Origin of the sequence: Vibrio sp. RM-69-4 (assembly GCF_024743775.1) — a bacterium.
In the GTDB taxonomy this organism is placed as follows: Bacteria; Pseudomonadota; Gammaproteobacteria; order Enterobacterales; family Vibrionaceae; genus Vibrio; species Vibrio anguillarum.
The window spans coordinates 134245-157154 of the sequence record NZ_JAMQXI010000064.1 but is presented as its reverse complement, the minus strand read 5'-3'; the positions used below and the strand labels follow the sequence as shown (position 1 = coordinate 157154).

Genomic DNA, 22910 nt, shown 5'->3' with positions numbered 1-22910 from the left:
ATTACATTAAGCCTATCGCCTCGTGAAAAGTCTGCCAATCTTAGGCTCGACATCTGGCGACGCTCGCGCGTAACAAATATTTTACATTTATGTTTTTTTTACTTAGATATCAGGGATATGATTATGGCAAACCCGTTTGACTTTACGGCGTTCGCCGACAACACTAAACAGTGCCAACAGATCAGAAAATAAACGGATATATACCCACTTGTAGGGTTGTAGGGAACGCGATTATGTTTGAAGAAAATTTGACGCCGCACACACCGCTTTGGGTCCCTAGCCAAGACCGCATCAAAGCGTCCAATTTAAACCAGTTTATTGAGCACATTAATATGCAAGGTGAGGCGATAGAAAGCTACTCACAACTGCATCTCTGGTCCGTTGCCGAGAGAAAACAATTTTGGTTAGAAGTGTGGCAATTTTGCGATGTGATCGGCTTTCGTGGTAACTGCATTTACGGTGAGGGGATTGCGAGATGGGACGACTTCACCGCCGCCAGAGACACAATTTGGTTTCCCCAAGCACAATTGAACTACGCGGAAAACCTGCTCTCTTATGCGTTTCAACAACCGGAAGGCATTGCCGTTTGGTTTAAAAATGAAAATGGGCAAAGCAAGAAGCTAACATGGCAGCAACTCAGTGATCAGGTTTCTATTATCCAGCAGTGGTTAAAACAAAATGGAGTTGAAAAAGGTGATGTTGTCGCCGGTTACTTACCCTATATGACCGAAACTTTAGTGGCTATGTTAGCGACTACTAGCTTAGGAGCCGTTTGGACATCAACCTCTCCTGATTTCGGTGTCGACAGCGTAGTGGAGCGTTTCGGCCAAGTACAACCCAAAATTTTATTCTGCTGTAATGGGTATACGTTTAATGGCAAAACCCACCTCATGGAAGAAAAAAACGGTCAGATTGCCGATGCTATTTCGAGCCTACACAACATTTGTCAGATCGAATATTTACAGCAACGCTCACTCACGGCTGATTTTAACGATGCTTTTTCTGATTGGAATGCGATTCTCGCAAGTTACCTTCCACGTGGGCTACGCTATGAACGCGTTGGCTTCAATGACCCACTGTTTATCTTGTACTCATCAGGTACGACAGGTAAACCCAAATGCATCGCCCACTCGGTTGGCGGTACGATTTTAAATCATCTCAAAGAGCATCAATTACACTGTGACATTCAACCGGACGATCGTGTGTTTTATTACACCACTTGTGGGTGGATGATGTGGAACTGGCATGTTTCGGCGCTCGCTAGCGGTGCTACGTTGGTTATTTATGATGGTAGCCCAATGTATCCGCAACCGGGTGTATTGTGGGATTTGGCAGAAGAAGCCAACATCACTTTGTTCGGTACATCGGCCAAATATTTAGAGGCACTGCAAAAAACCGCGTATTCACCGAGCGATTACTACCCTCTCTCCTCACTGAAAACATTATGTTCAACAGGTTCGGTTTTGTACCCAAAACAGTTTGATTATGTATACGCCAACATAAAAGCGGACTTACACCTCGCCTCTATCTCGGGTGGAACCGATATTTGTGGCTGCTTCGTGCTTGGCAACCCCATATCGCCGGTGTATCGAGGAGAATGCCAAGGCGCAGGCTTAGGACTTGATGTCGCCGTATTTAACGACCTTGGTCAACCCGTGATACAACAACGGGGAGAGTTAGTCTGCCGCAACAGTTTCCCTAATCAACCCATCGGGTTTTGGCATGACGATGGCCAACGTTATCACGATGCGTATTGGAGCAAGTTCTCTGGTGTATGGCACCACGGTGATGAAGTTGAGTGGACCGACAATGGGGGAATACGTTTTTATGGGCGCAGTGACACCACCTTAAACCCTGGGGGCGTGCGTATCGGCACGGCGGAAATTTATCAGCAAGTGAATAGCTTTCCTGAAATACAAGATTCGGTCGCAGTGGGTCAGAAAATCGATAATGATGAGCAGATCATCCTTTTTGTACAACTGGCTCCACAGTGCGAACTCAACACCCTACTGGTGAACACCATCAAACAGCGCCTAAGAGAAAACTGCTCCCCTCGTCATGTTCCTGCGCAGATCCATTCCATCAGTGATGTCCCGCGCACCAAATCCGGAAAACTGGTAGAACTCGCGGTGAAGCAAGTACTGCATGGCGAGACAGTCAAAAACTTAGGTGCCATTGCCAATCCTCATGTATTAGAAGAAATCCACGCGCTGTTTACATAAACACGATTCTCGAAATAAAAGGCGATGGAAGTTGATGTAGGTACATAGCGGTAAATATTTCGGCAGCTTGTCAAATAACCCGCATCTTTTCGTGTAATTTGTCAGTATGTCAGTGATATGCTTTTGAAAAAGTTTGGAGGAACCGCCTTTATTTATGGATTATATTCACCTTTCAAGAATCAGTTTAAAACACTTAACAGCGCTACACGTCATGCTCAGTACCCGCAGCGTCACGCAGACAGCAGCCCAGCTCTGCATTAGCCCTTCAAGCATCAGTAAAAACTTGTCGCAATTGCGCATTCTCTTGGAAGATGAACTATTTTATCGTGACGGTACACATTTGATACCTACCCCTTTCGCGCTACAAATGGGCCCCACTGTCCATTCAATCCTCTCTAGCATGAATGGATTGCTGCATCACTCAAATTTCGAACCTCAACACTATCAGGGGAAATACCGCCTTGCGATGCGAGAAAGTGCCTTTGAGTTGTTTGCTCCTATTTTGACAAACGTAATAAAAAATCATGCACCGCAAGCTTCCTTTACTATCTACTCGAAAGATCACTATGGCTTCGACGCCCTGCAAAGCGGGCTGATTGATTTCGTCATTTTGCCACACGATATCAGCCAGCCCCCAACGCGAGATAAAGAACTCGTGTGGGAAGTGATTGCTCACGATGAAATGGTCTGCTTAATGCGTAGTGATCATGCTTTAGCCAATGAAGTACTCACTATCGATCACTACCTTGCTCAATCGCATATCGGCATCATGGACAAAGAGCTGGCTGAACCTTTTTTTGAACAGAATTTAGCTCAATCTCATCGAGCTCGTCATGTTCCGGTTGTTGTTGCTGACTTTGGTGCGGCCGCCATCTTATGCAAGCATACTGACTCACTCTTTACTTGCTCCAAACGCTGGGCGGAACAAGCGATGCAAGCTAGGGAGTTGCTCATCAAACCATTACCTTTCAATTATGGGAAAGTGGCTTACAGCTTAGTGTGGAACAAGCCCAGTATGAACGACCAAGCTTTGAAATGGTTGTGTGATCAGCTCAAAAAACCACACTGATGTTTGTGAATCAACATTGAAAATTTAGCTCAATGCTCAAAATAAAGTAGCTCAATGCTTAAAATAAAGAAGGCCAGCACTATTTTGCGCTGGCCTTCTTTATTTATCTTCTGATGTACTTTTATTTTTGCTTAACCCTAGCCATGAGTTATCAGTCAACAAACAGAATTATTCGTGATCAATGCCTTATAGTCTTCTATGGAGTGACTATCATGACACTTATCAACAAGCTAGAGCTTACGCAAGTTGGTCATTATGGAACAGTGAAATAATGTAAATAAGCCATTCTCAATCTGGAAAACCATCGACTTTATGATGTTATTTCCTACCAATGCCCATCACTACTGGCGCTAGACCTTTTGAATTTTTAACCTCAAACGCAACTGCGGTTTCCACTTGGCTAAAACCTGCGCTTTTCAGTTGTGTCTCAATTTGGTTTTGGCTAAGACCATAGTCAGGATCATCTTCTTCAACCAACCAGTCCCAATGAATAAAAACGCCATGCTCATCTAATAGAGAATGAATGATGGTAAATACTTCATTAAGATTCGGCACAAACGCGCACACAGATGACGCCACAACAAGATCGAATTGTTTGCGAAAGGCAGGATGTTGCGCGACTAGACCACGGGTCAGAAAATCAACCACGGGTTCAACGTTGACCAACTCTTTTTTATCCAACTCTTCAATCATGGCCTCAGAGCCATCGAGCGCGACAATATCTCTGGCATGGCGAGACATCATTTGGCTCAGCAAACCCGTACCACACCCGAAATCAAGAACATGTTTACCTTCGAGAGTGACCCGTTTCTGCAATTGCTGAAACACATTTTGAGCAAAAAGCGTTGTGGATTCGTCCTGCTCCCACTGAGCCGCACACTCATCCCATTCGTTCGCCATCATGGCCTCCGTGTTACTTCTTGTATTGGGGAAATTTTCCCAAGAATAAACCAAAACTGTGTTACGTTCATAGAGTTACAGCTCAATCTTGACTAAGAAATGATGAACTGGCTTTGATTGGCGAGAAAACCGTCAGTTGGTAGAAGAACATCAGATAGGCAGTGGTACTAAAATTGTTTATGATCAACCCATTATTGTGCCTTAGAGAACGTTATGAACCTTTCTCAAATTGAAGCATTTTTCTCTGTCGCGGACACAGGCTCAGTCTCCGAAGCGGCGCGACAATTAGAATGTAACCGAACCAAACTCAGCATGGCGATTAAAGCGTTGGAGAAAGAGCTCGATACCGCTCTTTTTGTGCGCACTGGCAACAACCTGACCTTATCTGAAGCGGGGAAAGCGATTTATAAAGATTGTGAAAGTGTTTTGGTGACCATTGCACGTATAAAACACACCTGTACGCAAATATCACGGGGCTTCAACGCCGAGATGTGGATTGCCCGTGATGATTCTCTTCCTGATGCCTTGTGGCAAGATTTTGCACACCAGCTGAATAATCGTTTTCCCGCGACCTCGTTCAACCTTGTATTGGCTTCTAGCGGCGACTTAGCCAACTTGATTGCCACTCATCAAGTCGATTTTGCCTTTGGCGTCGATTACGAAAGAATCAACGACCCGCGGATCACTTATCAACCTTTGGGTAAAATCCGGATGATGTCGGTGTGCAAAAGTGACCACCCGCTAACTAAAATTTCGCGAGTCACCGACGAAGAGCTGCGCAGAGCAATGCAAGCCGTGATGGTCTATTTAAACGAAAAAGATAACCCCGAATTACAACCTTTCTCTCGTCGCTACATTGGCTTTTCCAGTTTCGATTACATGCTCAATACCATTTTGACTGAGAATGCATGGGGCGTATTGCCAGAACCTTTAATTCGCCACTTCCTACGTGAACAAAAGCTAACGGTGATTAAGCACACCTACGGTCTCACTCAAGAAGATTACTGCATGTTTACGGCCACGGGCATGGCCGAACACCCTGGCATGAACTGGTTAGCTGATAAGTTGCGTGACTATTTGTTTGATTTTTAATTTCCGTTGTTTAGCTTTCAAGATGCCCACATTTCAAACAATCTAAAGCGAAGACAGTCAGCGTCAATTATCCTGACAGGCAAATAAACTCATAACCAATTGTTTTAATTAAAAATAAACTTACCTCCCAATATTCAAGCCAACGACCAATGCACTTAGAGATTGTCAAAACCGTGCTTTAAGCCAAAATAACAGCATGTTTTCAACAGGTAGTCTTTTATGTGTGCTCGAACAAGAAATAATGAAAATCGCATTTTGACGATTTCGGCCCTTTTAGCTTCTGGCTTTGCTGGTGGCGGACTTGTGGTTGGTATGCTTGTCGGTTCACTGGTTATCGTGTTTGACGGTGTGTATTCACTGGTTAGTTTGCTGTTAACATTATTGTCGCTGGTGGCGTCACGCTACATTCGTAAACCTTCTGACTCGACTTTTCCCTTTGGACGCGCGGTGCTAGAACCTGCGGTTATTGCTATCAAAGCCAGCGTTATTTTGTTAGTCGTGAGTTATTCGTTGTACTCGGCTGTCATGGCATTGTTTAGCGGTGGTCGAGAAGTGGATGCTTCTATCGCAACTGTTTTTGGCACAGTGAACGTGATTGGTTGTGCGATTGCGTGGTGGTTCATGGTCAACAAGAGTAAACGTTACTCTTCTGGTTTGATTGACGCTGAAGTAAAACAGTGGCAAATGGACACGCTATTAAGCGTCGCGGTAACGGTCGGCTTCATTGCCGCTTGGTTGATGACCTTGTCTCCTTGGGCAAAATATGCCGTCTATGCAGACCCAATCATGATGCTATTAATGTCGTTTTACTTTATCAAAGTGCCTTATGACATGCTTAAATCGGCAACGCGTGAATTGTTGATGATGTCACCAAGCAAAGAGATTTGTAAAACCGTGGATCAAGGTGTCATTGCCGTAGGTGAAGAATCAGAGCAAGATATCGAGTTGACTGCGGTGACTAAAGTCGGTCATGAGCTGTGGGTCAATGTCGATATTCGCCCTGATGAGAATGAAATGATTGCACTCGAAGATATCGAAAGTACTCGTCGCTCGCTACATAAGCGTTTATCAAAGCTGCCATTCGTACTGCAATTAACCATGAACGTAGCTCGTTAATCAGTCTCAATTAAACGGAAAAAGCCCTCTCGGGAACGAGAGGGCTTTTTTTATACATAGCAAAGCTGTTGCGATGTCAGGCTATTGGCATTTTCTCTTGCACCGTCGATTGACGTTCTCTGGTCGCCCACCAACAAATTAAAGAACCCATCGTCACCATAATCACACCTTGCCAAAAGCTTAGCCCAAGCGCTACACCTAAGATTAGCGATGAAAGCAAGGTTGAAATCACTGGCGTGAAATAAGAAAGAGTCGCCAATAGAATCATGTTGCCACGCAAGATTGCCACATTCCAAAGTGCATAACCGCTGCCCATCACCACACCCGTTAACGCTAAATTCAAGGTTGCTGGAACGCTAAACACTAAAGTGCTTTCGCTGCTAAGAAAATACTTAATCCAGAGGGCGATAGCAGTACCCATAAAGAACAGGATAATGGCATTTTGTCCATTGGCTAACTGTTTGGTGATATTGCAATAAACAGCCCAAATAATCGCACCGCCAAACGCCATGCTATAGGTTAAGGGATTAGTCGCAATATTGGCCGATATTTGCATCACCGAAAATCCACTATCACCAGTAATGGTCCAAGCAACCCCAACAAATGCGAGCGCAACGCTTGGATACACCAGAATATGGACGGGTTTACGGCTGAGAAATACCGCAAACAACACCGTCAAGGCTGGCCACAAATAGTTAATCACCGCCATCTCGAGCGCTTGATGGCGATCATTGGCCATACCTAACGCTAATGCTAAGCAGATTTCGTAGCTCACAAAAAGCGCGCCACCGATCAGAACATAACGCAGAGAAAAGTGTTTGAATTTAGGCACACCCATGACAAGCATCAGAAATACTGAGCTCACAGTGTAAATCAGCGCCGCCCCACCAATTGGGCTAAATTGCTCGGTGACTGTTCTGATTAGCCCCATTAGACAGCTCCACAGCAAGATAGCCGCAACACCAAATAGTGTATGTTTATGCTGCTTCAATGATGCCCTTCCTTAACGGAACTATGCAGGTCAGATGTTCCATTCATTTCTTTTAATGAACGGAGCACTCTCGCTGGTGAGCCTCCGATTAGGCTATCAGCTGGCACATCCTGATTGACCACTGAATTTGCCGCGACAACCGAACGCGCACCAATCGTGACTCCTTGATTAATCACAACGTTGCCACCAATCCATACGTCATCTTCAACCGTAATCGGCTTACAAAATGTTTCCCACAAGCGGCGGCTGCGATAATCCAAAGCATGCGCTGGTGTATAAAACTGGGTGTTAGGGCCAATCAAAACATGATTACCAATCGTGATTTTAGCGCCATCAAGCATAGTGACATTCATGTTGATAAAGGTTTCATCACCAATGGAAATTGTTTCACCGAATTCACAATAGAAAGGAGGCTGCACCACACTTTGTTGGCCAATTTCACGATATAGCTGAGTTTGCAATTGATGGCGGGCTGTAGCATCGGCGCATTGGTTGATCTGCAACAGTAAATGTCCTGCTTTACTACGAATGGCTTCCATTTCTGGGTCTGCACCGTCAAACACCATACCATTCATCATTTTTTCCATTTCGGTCATGAGCCGTTCCTCCTTATGCATCTAGTGTATTTAGACTACTTGGATAAACAAAAGAAAAAAGAGAAAAGCTCACTGTTTCACTTTCCTCTTTAATTTCAACCAACCTGTAACGCACAGGAAAAGGCAAGATCAGAGCATATTGCTTTTTCCTAGTCTTATTGATTGAATGGCTTAAACAATCGACCAACTGTGAGTCATTGTGACACCTTTGCCTAACATTAAGCAGACAGAACAGTACTTTTCTAATGAATCGGCCGTCACTTTTTCAACGACATTAGGGTCAAGATCAACGCCTGATACGTCGAAATGGATATTGACTAGCGTAAAAATCCGAGGTGCGGTTTCACGGCGCTCAGCCGTCAATTTGGCGTTACATGCAGTGACCTGTTGATTGGCCGATTTTAAGCCATCAACCACATCCACAGAGCTACAACCTCCCGCGGCCATCAGAACCATCTCCATCGGGCTAGGCGCGGTTGCACCACCACTGCCATCCATCACCACCGAATGACCAGATTGGGATTGGCCCAAGAACTTGAAATTTTCGACCCACTTTACTTCAGCTTGCATTATTTTTGCTCTCTTCTCTGTGCGATGAAACTACAGGTTATCGGTTGGAAAAATCACGCCCGTTTGGCGGCGTATTTCTGTCAATAATTTGGAAACGGTGAGTGAGCGTAATTTGCATTGCTCATCTATTGTCTTGTTCTGTATCTGATCTGCAAATTTGTGTGCTTCGTAGAACATGCGGTTGGCGTGTTGCTCAATACTCAGATCTTGGGTTTGACCACCACGGTTAATTCTCGTGATGCGGTTGCAGGTAGAGATCATCTCAACGTGCAGTGCGGCCTCTTCACCTTGAATTTCGCTCGGCAAATAGGAGTCACTGGTTTTTGAATGCATTAATAGCACATCAAAACCGTCATATCCTAAGATCACACTGCCGTTACCATCAACCCCCGTCTCCAGTAAATGCGCTTGGGCTTGTACCGATTTAGGCTCACCAAACAGTTCAATGGCTGAGCCCAAACAGTAATAACCAATATCCATGATCGAACCATTGGAGAACTCGGGCAAAAAGGTATTGGGCATCTCACCCTTAAGATATTTAGGGTAACGAGAGGAATACTGGCAGTAGCTGAGCACCGCTTTACGGATAGCGCCAATCTGCGATAGCTCTTGTTTGAGAACGGAAAAATTGGGCAAATGTGGGGTTATAAAGGCCTCGAATAATACTACGCCATGCTGTTTGGCAACTTGATACATCTGCTGTGCTAATGAGAAATCAGAAGCCAGCGGCTTCTCACAGATAACATGTTTGCCCGCTTGCATCATTTGAATCGACTGTGGACCATGCAGTACATTCGGGCTGGCGATGTACACGGCATCCACATTGTCACTCTCACCTAGGCTCTTAAGGTCAGTAAACAAAGCAGGAGCATCGTATTTTTCGGCAAATTGTTTCGCCCTGTCCAGCGAACGGGAATAAACCGCTACTAGCTGAAATTCCCCCGTTTTTAATGCCCCTTCGATAAATTGGTCAGTAATCCAGTTGGTTCCAATAACAGCTAAGCGAATCATCATCATATCCTTTCATTATTTTCACCTATTATCTGGAGTTACTCCGCAGGAAGCAATGTTAACCTCACCACTTATTATTTTCAGGTGGCCATTATTTTCAGGTAACAAAAATAAAGAAAACCCCACTAAGCTCTCGCTTAGTGGGGTTCCAGTTCTTACTCGCAGCAATCCAGCTACTGATAAGTGCTCCCTGCATCAATTCCTTGATAGTCTGCTAATTCCCTCAGCGCATTCCCTTTCATCGCCTTCCTAGCGGTGTCCTTAACTCCGTCGTCCCGACAGATTTGTGCACTTTTCCTTTGCACCGTCCATTAACTTTCCTTGATAACCATCCTAGTTATTCAGCATCCAGCTAATGTCTTTCGCTATCCTTGCCGATCATTCTTCCTGAATTATCGAATCTTCGTCCTGAAGATGACCTATCCTTGGGTCTTTCCTGTTCCGTGTCCGCTTCCTGCTGACAACTTCAGATTACGGATTTCACTTTTTTCAGCAATCCCCCACCTGTTGTTTTTTCTCTACCAGAAAGACACCGAATGAAAATTATCATTTAAATTCAAATAATTATAGAAATTCAATCTCTTTTTATTGCATAGCGAAACGTTAAAGTCTCACGATACGTGTAAGAGATCTCTCACAAACTTAATCCTATAATTGCCTATCGCCGCAGCTAAGATACCCGCACGAAATGAGATAGAGCTCTCACTCTAATACTGATTGGCACGGCTGAATTCTATTTAGAAATGAGAATTGCTCTAGACTAAGTGTGAGAAAACTAGGATATTAATGTCGATCTTAATCACACATCTCCCTCGCTACTGAGGAAATGCAAGAAAATCGTCAGAGGAACAACACATGATTTCGAAATGGGCACAGCGCTTTTACCAAATGGCAGAACTTGTTGGCTCTTGGAGTAAAGATCCCTCCACGCAAGTCGGCGCAGTGATCACGAAGCAAAATCGCATCGTTTCGGTTGGATTTAACGGTTACCCGCATGGTATTTCAGACAGTGCAGGCACCGATGATCGTGATATGAAATACCTCAAAACACTGCATGCTGAGGAAAATGCCATCCTATTCGCCAAGCGTGATTTGGATGGTTGCGAAATTTATGTGACACATTTTCCTTGCCCAAACTGTGCAGCAAAAATCATTCAAACTGGGATTTCCGCAGTACACTGCCCAGAGCAAACAGAAGACTTTTTATCCCGTTGGGGTGATAAGATCAAAGTCAGCCAAGATATGTTTTTACAAGCGGGTGTTAAAGTAAACTGGCTACCGCTCAGTGATTTGAAATAATTAATCAATGGTCAAAAAACCGCCCTGCCAAATTGGAAGGGCGGTTTTTTCTTTTAACGAGTTAGCGTGACAACTTTTACTGAAGCTGAATTTTCTTAATCATCCCAGCTTCAGCATGGCCGGGTATATTGCAGGCGAACTCAACATTATTATCACCATGGAAGTGCCATAACAGTTGTTTCGCTTTACCCGGTGCCACGGTGACGGCACTGCCGCCATCGTGTTTATGATTGCCCATTTGGCGCATCATTTCTCGGTGTTTTAGCTGCTCCTCGGCTGAACCAATCGAAAATTCGTGCTCAATTTTACCTGTGTTCATAACGACAAATTGCACCACATCATCAGGTTCAATATTCACCTCCTTTTTGAAGGTGATTTTCATGTCATCCGAGAGTAAAACATGCACCACTTTATCGGGTTTTGCTCCTTTAGCAGGCATGCCGACTTCTGACATGTCATCCATCGCCATGTTCATCGTGTCTGTTTGCTTCATCACCATGCTGCCATGATCCATTTTGCTATGGTCCATTTCAGCCATGACAGAAGAGGTGAATAACGCTAGTGAAAGTGTGATTAGTGTTTTTTTCATTTTGATTTTCCTTAAATTCATCCAGTTACTATTTATTTTCCGATTAGTGCTTAGCTTTTACTTTGCCAGCTGCACGCTATTTGAGTGTTGCGATTTCACGGTTTTTCCATAACTTGAATACCGCAGGTAGAACCAATAATGTGAGCAATAGTGCTGAAGCCATGCCTCCAATCATGGGGGCGGCAATGCGCTGCATTACCTCCGAACCAGTTCCCGTGCCATACATAATCGGGATCAGGCCAATAATAACTGTCAGTACCGTCATCATGACTGGGCGCACGCGCTGTCCTGCTCCTTCGCCAATGGCATTGATGAGATCTTGGCTGTCAATGACCGCACCATTTTCTTGCGCATCAATTTTTTTGTAGTGCCAAGCTTGGTTTAAATAAACGAGCATGATCACGCCAATTTCTACCGCAACACCTGAAAGTGCAATAAAGCCCACCCCCACGGCGATTGAAAAGTTGTAGCCAAGGTAGTGCATCAACCACACGCCACCCACCATCGCCAGCGGCAATGTCGCCATAATGATCAACACTTCTCCGATTCGACGGAAACTGAAATAGAGTAGCAACATGATGATTGCGATCGTGATCGGTGCGACGACTCCCAAGCGTGCTTTTGCTCGCTCCATGTATTCATATTGACCAGACCATACGAGAGAATATCCCGCTGGCAGCTGTAATTGCTCCGCTACCGCTTGTTGCGCCTCTGCCACATACGAACCGAGGTCGCGTCCATCAATATCTACAAAGACCCAGCCGTTTGGCCGTGCGTTTTCGGTTTTGATCATTGGCGGGCCGTCTTCGTAGCGAATATCAGCCACATCGGCCAAGGCCAAACGTGCACCGTTTTGAGTCACCAAAGGTAAATTTTGCAGCTTCACTACCGAATCACGGTAATCTTGCGGGTAACGTACATTGATCGGGTAACGCTCTAACCCCTCAATGGTTTCCCCTACATTCATGCCCCCCACTGCGGTTGAAACCACTTGTTGCACATCTTTAATGCTTAGCCCATAGCGCGCCGCTTGTAACCGATTGATGTCTATCGTTACATAACGTCCACCAGCCACACGTTCAGCATAAACCGATGCCGTACCTTGAACGCGGTTAAGGATAGGTTCAAGTTGCGCACCGATGGTTTCAATCTGTTTGAGATCGGGACCCGCTATCTTGATACCAATCGGCGTTTTGATCCCTGTAGCTAACATATCGATGCGTGTTTTGATTGGCATCACCCACGCGTTGGTTAACCCTGGAAATTGCACTAAGCTGTCAAATTCCTTACGTAGCGATTCTGTGGTTACGCCTTCACGCCATTGATCGCGAGGTTTAAGTTGGATCACCGTTTCAATCATGGTTAAGGGCGCGGGATCGGTTGCGGTTTCTGCACGCCCCATTTTGCCCCACACGGTTTTGACCTCTGGTACGGTTTTGATGAGTTTATTGGTTTGCTGCAATAGCTCACGCGCCTTACCAATCGAGATCCCCGGATAGGTTGTCGGCATGTACATGAGATCGCCTTCATCTAATGGCGGAATAAACTCACTGCCTAATTTGCTCATTGGGTAATAAGCGGAAGCCATTAATGCCAAAGCCAATACAATCATGCTTTTGGGATAACGCAAACTCAGGTTGAGTAGTGGACGATAAAGTGCCACAAGCCCTTTATTGATAGGATTTTTGTGCTCGGAAATAATATTGCCACGCACAAAATAGCCCATAAGAACCGGGACGAGCGTGATCGCTAAACCTGCAGCGGCGGCCATGGCATAGGTTTTAGTAAACGCCAATGGCGAGAACATCTTACCTTCTTGGCCTTCGAGTGCGAAGACGGGCACAAAACTTAACGTAATGATAAGTAGTGAGAAAAATAGTGGCGCACCGACTTCTTCAGCGGCTTTGCCAATCACCTGCCAGCGATTTTTGTCGGTCAGTGGGGTGCGTTCAATATGTTTATGCACATTTTCGATCATCACAATCGCCCCATCGACCATAGCACCGATAGCAATGGCGATCCCCCCAAGTGACATGATGTTGGCATTGATACCTTGCCAGTGCATCACAATAAACGCCGATAGAATGCCCACGGGCAAACTCAAAGCAATCACTAGTGATGAGCGGATATGGAATAAAAACAGCGCACACACGACCGCAACGACAATGAACTCTTCTGCTAGCTTATGCCAAAGGTTTTCAACGGCTTGATTGATCAAGGTTGAACGATCATAAGTGGCAACAATTTCGACACCTTCCGGTAAACTGCGTTGGAGATCAGTCAATTTCGCTTTGACGTCATCAATCACTTGGCTAGCATTTTCGCCAAAACGCATCACGATCACACCTCCAACCGCTTCTCCTTCACCGTTAAACTCAGAAATACCACGACGCATTTGTGGGCCGAGGTTAATATCCGCCACATCACCTAACAATAATGGCGTTCCTTTATCGGTCACTTTCAGTGGTAGCGCTTTAATGTCATCAATGCTAGTCAGATAGCCGCTGGTGCGTACCATGTGTTCGGCTTCCGCAACCTCAATCACTGACGCTCCCGACTCTTGGTTACCATTTTGGATCGCCGCATTGATTTGTTGCAAAGTCAGGTTATAAGCGCGTAGCTTTGCCGGATCAATTTGCACTTGATACTGCTTAACCATGCCGCCAACGGTAGCCACTTCGGAGACGCCATTCACCGTTTGTAGCTCGTACTTCAAAAACCAATCTTGCAAACTGCGTAACTGCGCAAGATCGTGTTGGCCGGTTTTATCTTGCAGTACATAACTGTAGATCCAGCCAACCCCCGTCGCATCGGGCCCCAAGGTTGGTTTGGCATTGGGTGGCAGTTTTGGCGTCACTTGGCTTAGATATTCCAATACCCGCGAACGAGCCCAATAAATATCGGTTTGATCATTAAAGATAATGTAGACGTAGGAATCACCGAAGAATGAATAACCACGAACCGTTTCCGCTCCCGGAACCGCCAGCATCGCCGTTGTGAGTGGGTAAGTGACCTGATCTTCCACTACCTGCGGCGCTTGGCCGGGATAGCTGGTTTTGATGATCACTTGCACATCTGAGAGATCCGGTAAAGCATCAACAGGCGTGTTCTTTACACTGTAAAGTCCGCCCAAAGTGAGAAACAGAGCCGCCACCAACACCAAAAAACGGTTATTGATCGACCAACGAATAATCGCACCAATCATTGTTGACCTCCTAACGTTTCTGCGGCGGTAATGTTCGTCTCACTACTTGCCTGCTCACTCGCTTCCAGTGCTTTTAGTACATATTCGTCACCCTGCTTTGCCACTAGAAATCGAACCCTTTGCCCTTCAGCAAATAAGCTGAGATCAAACTCCTCCTCAACCGTGAAGTTCATCTGCCCCGCTTGCCAGCCCCATTTACTTACCGGTTTATAGTTAAGTGTGAGCATCCCGAAATCAGCCATAAGCGTACTGATGTCTCCAGTTAACCAAGCTTCATTGGCAGCTTCCACTCCATTAATACGTGATAAATCAGCACTTTGACTCGACTCTGAATCCAACAGAAAATGTGCCGACGTGACGACCGTGTCTTGCTCCGTTAACCCTTGTAAAACTTCAAGGCGCTCGCCTGCTTCGCGGCCAACTTCAACCCTTGCTGAACGGTATTTGCCATTTCCTTCAGCAAGTACGACGCGCGTCATGCCGCCCGAATGAATAACTGCTGATTTAGGAATGGTGAGCACCGCTTGTTGCGATACGGGCTGCAAAGCGATATTGGCGAACATGTTAGGCTTCAGCTCACCCTTCGGATTGAGAAATTTCAAACGCATACGCAGCGTTCGGGTTTTCGGATCCAAAATGGGATAGACGTAATCTATCTTCCCTTGCCACTCCTTGCCGGGAATAGCATCCAGTGTCATTAACGCTAAACTACCCGACGTAATCCAATGTGCTTGGCGCTCGAATACCTCAGCATCAACCCACACTTCGTTTAAGGGGCCTGCACTTATCACTGCTTGCGCTGGCGATAAGTAACCCCCTTCACGAATATTCAAACTCGCAATCACCCCATCAGCAATGGCTTTGACCTCTATCGATTGAGTGGCTTTGCCTCGAGCGATAATCTGTCTGATCTGTGCACGATCAACACCCAGTGAAACCAAACGCTCGGTTGCACCTTTTAGTAAACTTTCACGGTTGGCTCGATGAGCATTTAACAGTTCCTCCTGCGCTTTAACCAACTCCGGAGAGTAGAGCGTAAACAAGACATCGCCTTTACGAACCTGCTCTCCAACCGCATTAATGTTCAGTTTTTCAACCCAACCGGCAACGCGAACGTTCGTTTGCCACAATAAACTATCATCAAATGCAATGTAGCCCACTGTCTCAATACGTGGAGATAACTGCGCAAACACCACGGGTTCCGTTTTCACACCCAAGTTATTTTCGACCGCAGCACTGATGGTCACCGTGCCACTCTTCTCTTGTGCTTGCGTCGGCGATTCGGTGTACACAGGGATGAGGTCCATCCCCATCGGTGACTTACCCGGTTTATCACGTTTATAGTTTGGGTCCATCGGCGCAACCCAGTACAGCGGTTCAGACATCGCATTGGTTGAGTTCATTGTCTCCATATCATGACCAGACAGGTATTGATTGATACTAAACCCCAGTAATCCACCTATCGCTAAGGAAAGTACGGCTATGTTTAATGATTTCATTGAATTCTCCTACTTTTCTACAGGCGTGAGTGTTTCTACAGACGTAAGTGAAGGAGCGCTAACTTGAAAATCGAACCCATTTAACAGATAAGCAAGGTTACTTTTGGTTAGATTTAAATCGGTCATTAGGCGCATTTGTTCTAATTGCAGCGCTAGTTCATCGCTGGCGGCACTGACGACATCATTAAACTGGGAGGTATTGTTTTCATAGCCTCTCTCAACCGCTTGAGTGCGGGCTTTCGCTTGCGTTAGTAAGGTGGTTTGATAGCGCGATAAACGCTGTTCGAGGTTCGTTTTATCAACCAATAAGGCATTCACTTTGGCGTTCATCTGCGCCAATAGAACATCACGCTGTGATTTAGCCGCGCCCACTTGATATTGCGCCGCAGCGTGGTTTCTATCTTGGCGGCTCCCCGTAAACAGCGGGATATCCATGGTGAGATAAGCACTAACCATATCGGCTGCGGGTCCGCCTTGCATACTGCTTGCTTGGCGATAGGCGTACATCACTTCCACACCAAACTGAGGTTGATAGGCCGTTTGTGCTATTTCGACTTGCGTTTGGTTGGTGTGAATTGCCGTTTCTGCCATGCCGACCATCGGGTGAGTGACCAACAAAGCGTAGTGAGTGGTGCTGTCGTTAACCGTAGCCAATTGCGCATCTAAACGGGACCAGTTCACTGACTCTTCAGCGGTTAACATAGGCTGTTCAACCAACCAAGCGCTACCTAACCATTCGGATAATTGCGACACAATGCGTTGCTGCATTTGTTGATTGGCTTGTAATTTTTCGTCCAACTTGGAAACTTGTAACTGCGCTTGCAGCAGATCTTGCGCTTCGCTTTTACCTAATGAATAGTTCGTTTCAATAAAACCAGCCAGCTCACGCATTAAGGTTTGGTTTGCCCGCACGATACGTTCAGCGCGTTGTTGGTAGCCTAACTCTAACCATAATTGAGTCATGCTGTTTGCTACTTCCAACTCACGTAAATTAACCTGAAGCGCAACGCCAGTGGCTTGTTGCTTTGCTTTTTTCGCTTGTAATGCCAAGCTTAAACCCCGTTCAAACTGCTGCATTAAGCCCACAGAAATGTTAGTCATAGGATCTTCATCAAACTTAAAATTATCAATGGGCAAACCACTAAAGCCAACTTTGATCTTAGGATCCATTAGGGTTGAACTGGCAATTCCAGTTTCTTGTATTGCTTGAGATTGAGCAAAATATTGCTTGCGGACGGCATCATTCGATAATGCAGCGTCAATCAGCTGAGCTAATTGTTTTGCATGCGAATCTGGCTGAGCCATCGCGGCTTGTGGGGCTGCATTCACCATCAAGGGGAATGATAAAACGCCCACTATACTGATCGACCAAGCGATCACAGAGAGTTTAAGGTTCACAATAAAATTCCATCTTTCATGCATCGCAAAAGGTTGAGATGCAACAGAGAGTCACGAACCTAGTTAAAGGCCGCACAAACACGCCATAGGCGTAATGAAAAGGAAATTAAACGATAGGGGGACGGTAAAGTGAGCGGGCGACCATCACAATGCCGCGCGTTGCTTCTGCATTGATCAACAATAAAACCGCGTGAGGTGTGAAGGGTTGGTGTTCAGTGATAAAGAAAGCTAACGTGGTCATGCACATGACGCTGCAACAGGAATCAACACCTTGGTCGCTGTGATCCATACAATCGTTACTCATCGCTGATGAAGTCATGTCACTTGCATCGGAATCATGGTGCGCAGCGTTCATATTTGAGCAGTGTTGCGGAGGGTTTGCATCGTCAATCACTGAATGGGATACAGCCGAAGTCGGTGACATTGTGATCGCCATTAAAGGTGCGCTAGACACTAAGCTTGAAGCAAGCAGCGTCATCATCACCAACATGGAGACCCAAATTGTATGCAGCGAAAGTTGCATATCCAATATCACTATCTGACTGAAAACTCCCACAGACTAAAGCTTACCCTAGGGGTAAGGTCAATTAATTTAAATTTCGAAAATCGATAAAAATAGCGATTAGGCTATCTTCTCAAGAGTTCGCCACTTGCAGATCGCTAAAAATATCAAAAAGTTGCTTGGATTTATATGGTTTGGGCAAATACGCATCCATGCCCGCGTCAAAGCAGCTTTTAATATCCTCCTCCAAAACGCTGGCGGTTAAGGCGATAATAGGCAATTTTTCAACGCCTTGCTCTTTTTCCCATTCGCGGATTTTCTTCGTCGCGGTTAAGCCATCCATCACTGGCATCATGCAGTCCATTAACACCGCAGCAAAATGTCCCCCTTGGGTGATGGCATCTACCGCTTCTTGCCCGTTGTTGGCCACCACATAACCAATCCCTGCTTTTTCAAGGAAGAAGCTGGCGATTTTTTGGTTCATCAAATTGTCTTCAACAATCAAAATACGCTTATGATTGCACTCTAAGTAGTCTAACTGACTCTCCTCGACTGGCGTTAAATCCGTCTCTGTATCGGCCACTAATGCTTTGAGGGCACGTTCAAAACGCGTCCCTAAAAAAGGCAACGTGATGCTTGCCTGCGCAAGATGAATTGCGTCTTTGTTGACGAACAAGTGATGCTGCAGAACCACTATTTTTACACTGGAAAAATGCTTACGCAGCGCAATGAGATCAGATTGCACGCTGTGGCTTAAGCTTTGGCAATATAAAATACATACGGCGCTAAGCCCACTCTTGACTGCTTGTTCAACATCACGCGCTTCATTGAGTTGCATTCCCCATTGAACACATTCACGCCGAATAGCGGATGAGTAGTTAGACATATTGGTAATTAACAACGCCTGCATGGCAAGAGGCTCAACTTGCGGCTGGTCTTCGGCAACCTCAATCGGGACGACAAATTCAAAGCAGCTACCTAAACCTTTAGTGGACTGTACATGAATGTCACCCTGCATCAGATCAACTAATTGACGACAGATAGCCAACCCTAACCCAGTCCCACCAAAACGACGGGTAATACTGCTATCTTCTTGAATAAATGGATCAAAAATCGTGTTCAACATCTCTTTATCGATGCCACTTCCCGTATCGGATACAGCAAAACGTATCGAGGTTATATCGCCCGTTTCTAAGGTTAAACCCGTGTTGACATAACCATCTTTGGTAAATTTCACCGCATTGGACAACAAATTCATCAAGACCTGCTTCAGACGATATTCATCCGCGATGATAAAACGAGGTAATGCAGGGTCGAGATAAATATTAAGCTCGATATGCTGGCTCAATGCTTTCGCGTTCACCAAGTTCACCGTGTCGTATACCAATTCAGCGAGTTCAAAGCGATGCGGAGCAAGCTCCAAGTTGCCTGATTCAATTTTAGATAAATCGAGAATATCGTTAATCAAGATCAGCAACGCTTGCGAAGAGGTATCAATATCGGCCAGGATTTCACGCTCATTCCCCGTAAACTCGCTGCGTGACAATATTTCAATCATACCGATAATGCCATTAAGAGGCGTTCGGATCTCATGCGACATATTGGCTAAGAACGCGCTTTTGGCTCGATTAGCGGCAATTGCCGCTTCCTTTGTTTCCACCAAAGCACTCTCGTACTGTTGCTGTTTCTCAATAATATGGTTGAGATTGATCGTAAAGCGGGAAAACTCATCTTTGCCATCAATCGGGATCTGTTCAATGCCGTTCTGCTTTTCATGCAATCGACTCATAGTATTGATGATCCGCTTGAGCTTTGACGAGATACGAGATGAGGTACTTGCTCCTAGCACAAACAGCAGCGCCAACACGGCCAACAGCGATGCCGATATACTTAACATACTCATTTTTTCTTGCTGGAGACGCACATTCAGTTGAGCCGATAAGTGTTGGTTGACACTTTGCACCAGTTTATCTATCACCAAGTAACGCTCTTCCACATTTTTGACATAAGAAGCTAATGCTTGAGGATCGGCTTCATTACTAACGATTTTTTCGCGAATCAAGGCGGCTTGGCGAAATTCAGGTTGCGTAAACAACTGCACCAGTTGTTCGAGTTGAGCGCCGTTATCAATGATACGTTCGAAGTATTGTTGCTGGCGCTCAACAGCTTGAAAGTATTCTGTTTGTCGAGATTGAAACACCTCTTGATCCATGGTTAATTCTTTGATTAACCACGCCTCTTTTTGCACCCAAAATGCAAACCAATGCAGGTCGCTATACACCAGATCCAAGGTATGGATATCAACAGGCGCAAGAAAACTGTTGGTTTTTTGCAGCTCGGCCATCACTTCATACAAAAGATTAAATACTTGGCGGCCTAATTCTAGGGTCTCGCTTTGTGAGGCCGACGGCAACTCATCCAACAAATGGTGAAGGTCAAGCACACGGTTTTCTATCAATGTACGGTTGCTTTTACTCCCAAAATGACTATTTGTAGAACCTGTATCCAGCACAATTTTATCCAGCGATTCAGCTAACTCCTGCTTGAGCTGCGGCCGAGAGTCCTCGCTATTTTCGCTGCGCAGCTGCGCACTGAGCAAGGTATAAAAAAGGGCAGAACCGGTGGTGACCTGATTGATTGCCCCAATCTTTTGGTTCAACACATGGTATGTGTCTAAACGGCTTTCAAATGGGAGGAATAGACGCCATGCCACAGCCAGAATAACCAGTGTTGGTATGAGGCAGAGTAAGAACAAGCGTGCCTTAATTGAGAAGTGGGTAAGTATTACCATTGTTATCATCCTTGGAAGTAATACATCCTAGCCAATGGTTAAATAGTAGACGTTATTTTATGCGTCTGCGCTCTTATTAAGATAAAACCAGCGCAGTAACGAAAGCGTTGCCCGTCACTATTCACCCTCTAAGCGTGATGGTGAATTAGCCGAAAACTCACCACATTTTAAGATAACAATTTGAATCTAATCTCATTTTTATGAAAAAGGAAAAACCTCAGGCATCAAATATTTGAAGCAGACCATTATCATCACAAAATAAGTCGCGACTTTAGAATTTGTCAATATCTCTAACCACCGCCAAAAACCACTCAATACGCTGATTTTTACCTAGTTTTCAGTAAAAAATGTCGCCATTATTTTTGCTAGCAGAATAACCATTCCACATTTACAATCCGGCCACATAAAAACAACAATAAACATCGACTTGTATCTCAGCACAGATGACCGTGCAAGATACGCGTTCACCAGCCCTACACTGTGAACATTACTGCTTAACATAACGTGAAAGGTCCCAAGTCAATATGAGCCCAGAGAAACATCTCTCAGACTGGCAAGCCAGCCAAACGATTGCTGAATCTATGTCTCCCCTCATCGGTCAGCTTTATCGCCAACAAGGTGTTGAAGTGGTTTTATTTGGAAAAACACTCATCAACGCCACCACCATTGATATCATCAAAGCACATCGCGTTGTCCGTCGCTACACGGGCGAGGCGCTTTCAACCCAGCAAACGATGCCGATTTTACAAAAGTTGACCACGCTTGCTCTGTCGCCATGTCGTATCGACATTGGCCAACTTGCTCATCAATTTTGGCAACAACATGATGATGAACATGGCCTTGAGGATTACCTGCTAACGGCGCTTAATGGTGCGTTGAATGGTGAAACACTCAGTGAGCCTAAGGATGTGGTGCTGTACGGTTTTGGTCGTATTGGTCGCTTGCTGACTCGTCTTTTGATAGAAAAAAGTGGCCCGGGCTATCCACTGCGCTTGCGAGCGATTGTCGTTCGTGGGGGTAAAGCTGGAGATTTAGAAAAACGGGCAAGCTTGCTACGCCGTGACTCAGTTCATGGCCAGTTTAACGGCAGCATCATCATCGATGAGGCTCGCAAGGCCATTATTGCCAACGGCAATTATATCCAAATCATCTACGCCAATAAGCCACAAGAGGTTGATTATTCACACTATGGTATTCATAACGCGTTAGTGGTCGACAATACTGGTGTTTGGCGTGATAGCGAAGGGCTTAGTCAACACTTGGACTGTCAAGGGGCAAGCAAGGTGCTGCTGACAGCACCCGGCAAAGGTGAGATTAAAAATATCGTGTTCGGCGTAAACCACGCTGATATTCAGCCCGAAGACACCATTATCTCAGCCGCCAGTTGCACCACCAACGCTATCACACCGGTATTGAAAGCAGTTCATGATCAATATGGCGTACTTTCTGGCCATATCGAAACGGTGCACTCCTTTACCAATGACCAAAACCTTATCGACAATTTCCATTCAGGTGAACGACGTGGCCGCAGCGCATCGCTCAACATGGTGTTAACCTCAACGGGTGCCGCCAAAGCGGTTGCAAAAGCGTTACCTGAACTCGCTGGTAAGTTAACCGGTAATGCGATTCGTGTCCCCACGCCAAACGTGTCGATGGCCGTGGCTAACCTCAACTTAGCCAATGCAGTGAATAAGCAAGATCTTAACGCGTATTTACGTGAAATGGCGCTTAGCTCGCCACTTTCAGCGCAAATTGATTACACCGACTCCACAGAAATTGTCTCCAGTGATTTGGTTGGCTCTCGCCATGCTGGCGTGGTTGATGGTGCAGCGACGATCGCTCAAGACAACCGCTGCGTGCTCTACATTTGGTATGACAATGAATTTGGCTACAGCGGCCAAGTTGTACATTGTATGGAGCAGATGATGGGCGTTCGTTACCGAACTTTCCCAGCTATAGCCCAGTAAACGGCTTAATATTGTTTTTATCTCCACAACATAATAATAGTGAGTGTTTATCTCACCTCCCCCTGCTTGCCGCCTTTTGATATAAGGCGGCTT

17 protein-coding genes are annotated in these 22910 nt (G+C 45.6%); 6 read left to right on the top strand and 11 right to left on the bottom strand.

Features of this window, described 5'->3' with window-relative positions; all coding sequences use genetic code 11:
* The first annotated feature begins 248 nt into the window (after nucleotides 1-248).
* Entirely contained in the window at nucleotides 249-2222 is a 1974-nt protein-coding gene (locus NB504_RS10255) for an acetoacetate--CoA ligase (RefSeq protein ID WP_258428846.1), read from the top strand.
* A 133-nt stretch (nucleotides 2223-2355) separates the two neighbouring features.
* The gene (locus NB504_RS10250; RefSeq protein ID WP_199871549.1) at nucleotides 2356-3291 is read left to right on the top strand and encodes a LysR family transcriptional regulator; all 936 of its coding nucleotides are present in this window, start codon (nucleotides 2356-2358) and stop codon (nucleotides 3289-3291) included.
* A gap of 318 nt (nucleotides 3292-3609) precedes the next feature.
* Here the strand turns inward: NB504_RS10250 and NB504_RS10245 are convergent, their stop codons facing one another.
* On the bottom strand, nucleotides 3610-4191 hold the full coding sequence (locus NB504_RS10245) for a class I SAM-dependent methyltransferase (protein ID WP_038198459.1): 582 nt from the start codon (nucleotides 4189-4191) through the stop codon (nucleotides 3610-3612).
* A 213-nt stretch (nucleotides 4192-4404) separates the two neighbouring features.
* On the opposite strand from NB504_RS10245, the gene NB504_RS10240 reads away from it, so the two are divergent.
* Both NB504_RS10240 and NB504_RS10235 read left to right on the top strand, forming a co-directional pair.
* Entirely contained in the window at nucleotides 4405-5283 is an 879-nt protein-coding gene (locus NB504_RS10240; RefSeq protein ID WP_010319645.1) for a LysR family transcriptional regulator, read from the top strand.
* A gap of 219 nt (nucleotides 5284-5502) precedes the next feature.
* Nucleotides 5503-6399, top strand: coding sequence for a cation diffusion facilitator family transporter (locus tag NB504_RS10235; protein WP_017043151.1), 897 nt, complete (start codon nucleotides 5503-5505; stop codon nucleotides 6397-6399).
* 76 nt (nucleotides 6400-6475) lie between these two features.
* Here NB504_RS10235 and yddG read toward each other — a convergent pair whose 3' ends face one another.
* From yddG to NB504_RS10215, 4 genes are all read right to left on the bottom strand, one after another.
* On the bottom strand, nucleotides 6476-7390 hold the full coding sequence (yddG, locus tag NB504_RS10230; protein ID WP_258428826.1) for an aromatic amino acid DMT transporter YddG: 915 nt from the start codon (nucleotides 7388-7390) through the stop codon (nucleotides 6476-6478).
* Nucleotides 7387-7986, bottom strand: a complete 600-nt coding sequence (locus tag NB504_RS10225) for a sugar O-acetyltransferase (protein WP_258428825.1) — start codon at nucleotides 7984-7986, stop codon at nucleotides 7387-7389. Before NB504_RS10225 ends, yddG begins: the two co-directional genes overlap by 4 nt.
* A gap of 171 nt (nucleotides 7987-8157) precedes the next feature.
* On the bottom strand, nucleotides 8158-8556 hold the full coding sequence (locus NB504_RS10220; RefSeq protein WP_026028175.1) for an OsmC family protein: 399 nt from the start codon (nucleotides 8554-8556) through the stop codon (nucleotides 8158-8160).
* 30 nt (nucleotides 8557-8586) lie between these two features.
* On the bottom strand, nucleotides 8587-9573 hold the full coding sequence (locus NB504_RS10215; protein WP_088733164.1) for a Gfo/Idh/MocA family protein: 987 nt from the start codon (nucleotides 9571-9573) through the stop codon (nucleotides 8587-8589).
* Between the two features lie 849 nt (nucleotides 9574-10422).
* Between NB504_RS10215 and NB504_RS10210 the strand changes: the two genes are divergently transcribed.
* Complete coding sequence (locus NB504_RS10210; protein ID WP_010319355.1) at nucleotides 10423-10866, top strand: dCMP deaminase family protein; 444 nt, start codon at nucleotides 10423-10425, stop codon at nucleotides 10864-10866.
* 76 nt (nucleotides 10867-10942) lie between these two features.
* On the opposite strand, the gene NB504_RS10205 is transcribed toward NB504_RS10210, so the two are convergent.
* The 6 genes from NB504_RS10205 to NB504_RS10180 form a co-directional block, all read right to left on the bottom strand.
* Nucleotides 10943-11455, bottom strand: a complete 513-nt coding sequence (locus NB504_RS10205; protein ID WP_309303444.1) for a cupredoxin family protein — start codon at nucleotides 11453-11455, stop codon at nucleotides 10943-10945.
* A gap of 76 nt (nucleotides 11456-11531) precedes the next feature.
* Complete coding sequence (locus NB504_RS10200; RefSeq protein ID WP_258428823.1) at nucleotides 11532-14660, bottom strand: efflux RND transporter permease subunit; 3129 nt, start codon at nucleotides 14658-14660, stop codon at nucleotides 11532-11534.
* On the bottom strand, nucleotides 14657-16159 hold the full coding sequence (locus tag NB504_RS10195; RefSeq protein WP_258428822.1) for an efflux RND transporter periplasmic adaptor subunit: 1503 nt from the start codon (nucleotides 16157-16159) through the stop codon (nucleotides 14657-14659). Before NB504_RS10195 ends, NB504_RS10200 begins: the two co-directional genes overlap by 4 nt.
* A gap of 9 nt (nucleotides 16160-16168) precedes the next feature.
* Nucleotides 16169-17581, bottom strand: a complete 1413-nt coding sequence (locus NB504_RS10190) for a TolC family protein (RefSeq protein WP_258428821.1) — start codon at nucleotides 17579-17581, stop codon at nucleotides 16169-16171.
* Nucleotides 17582-17663: 82 nt separating this feature from the next.
* Complete coding sequence (locus tag NB504_RS10185; RefSeq protein ID WP_258428820.1) at nucleotides 17664-18080, bottom strand: hypothetical protein; 417 nt, start codon at nucleotides 18078-18080, stop codon at nucleotides 17664-17666.
* A 112-nt stretch (nucleotides 18081-18192) separates the two neighbouring features.
* Entirely contained in the window at nucleotides 18193-20859 is a 2667-nt protein-coding gene (locus NB504_RS10180) for an ATP-binding protein (RefSeq protein WP_309303443.1), read from the bottom strand.
* A 515-nt stretch (nucleotides 20860-21374) separates the two neighbouring features.
* Here NB504_RS10180 and NB504_RS10175 point away from each other — a divergent pair.
* Nucleotides 21375-22817, top strand: a complete 1443-nt coding sequence (locus NB504_RS10175; RefSeq protein WP_258428818.1) for a glyceraldehyde-3-phosphate dehydrogenase — start codon at nucleotides 21375-21377, stop codon at nucleotides 22815-22817.
* Nucleotides 22818-22910: the final 93 nt, after the last annotated feature.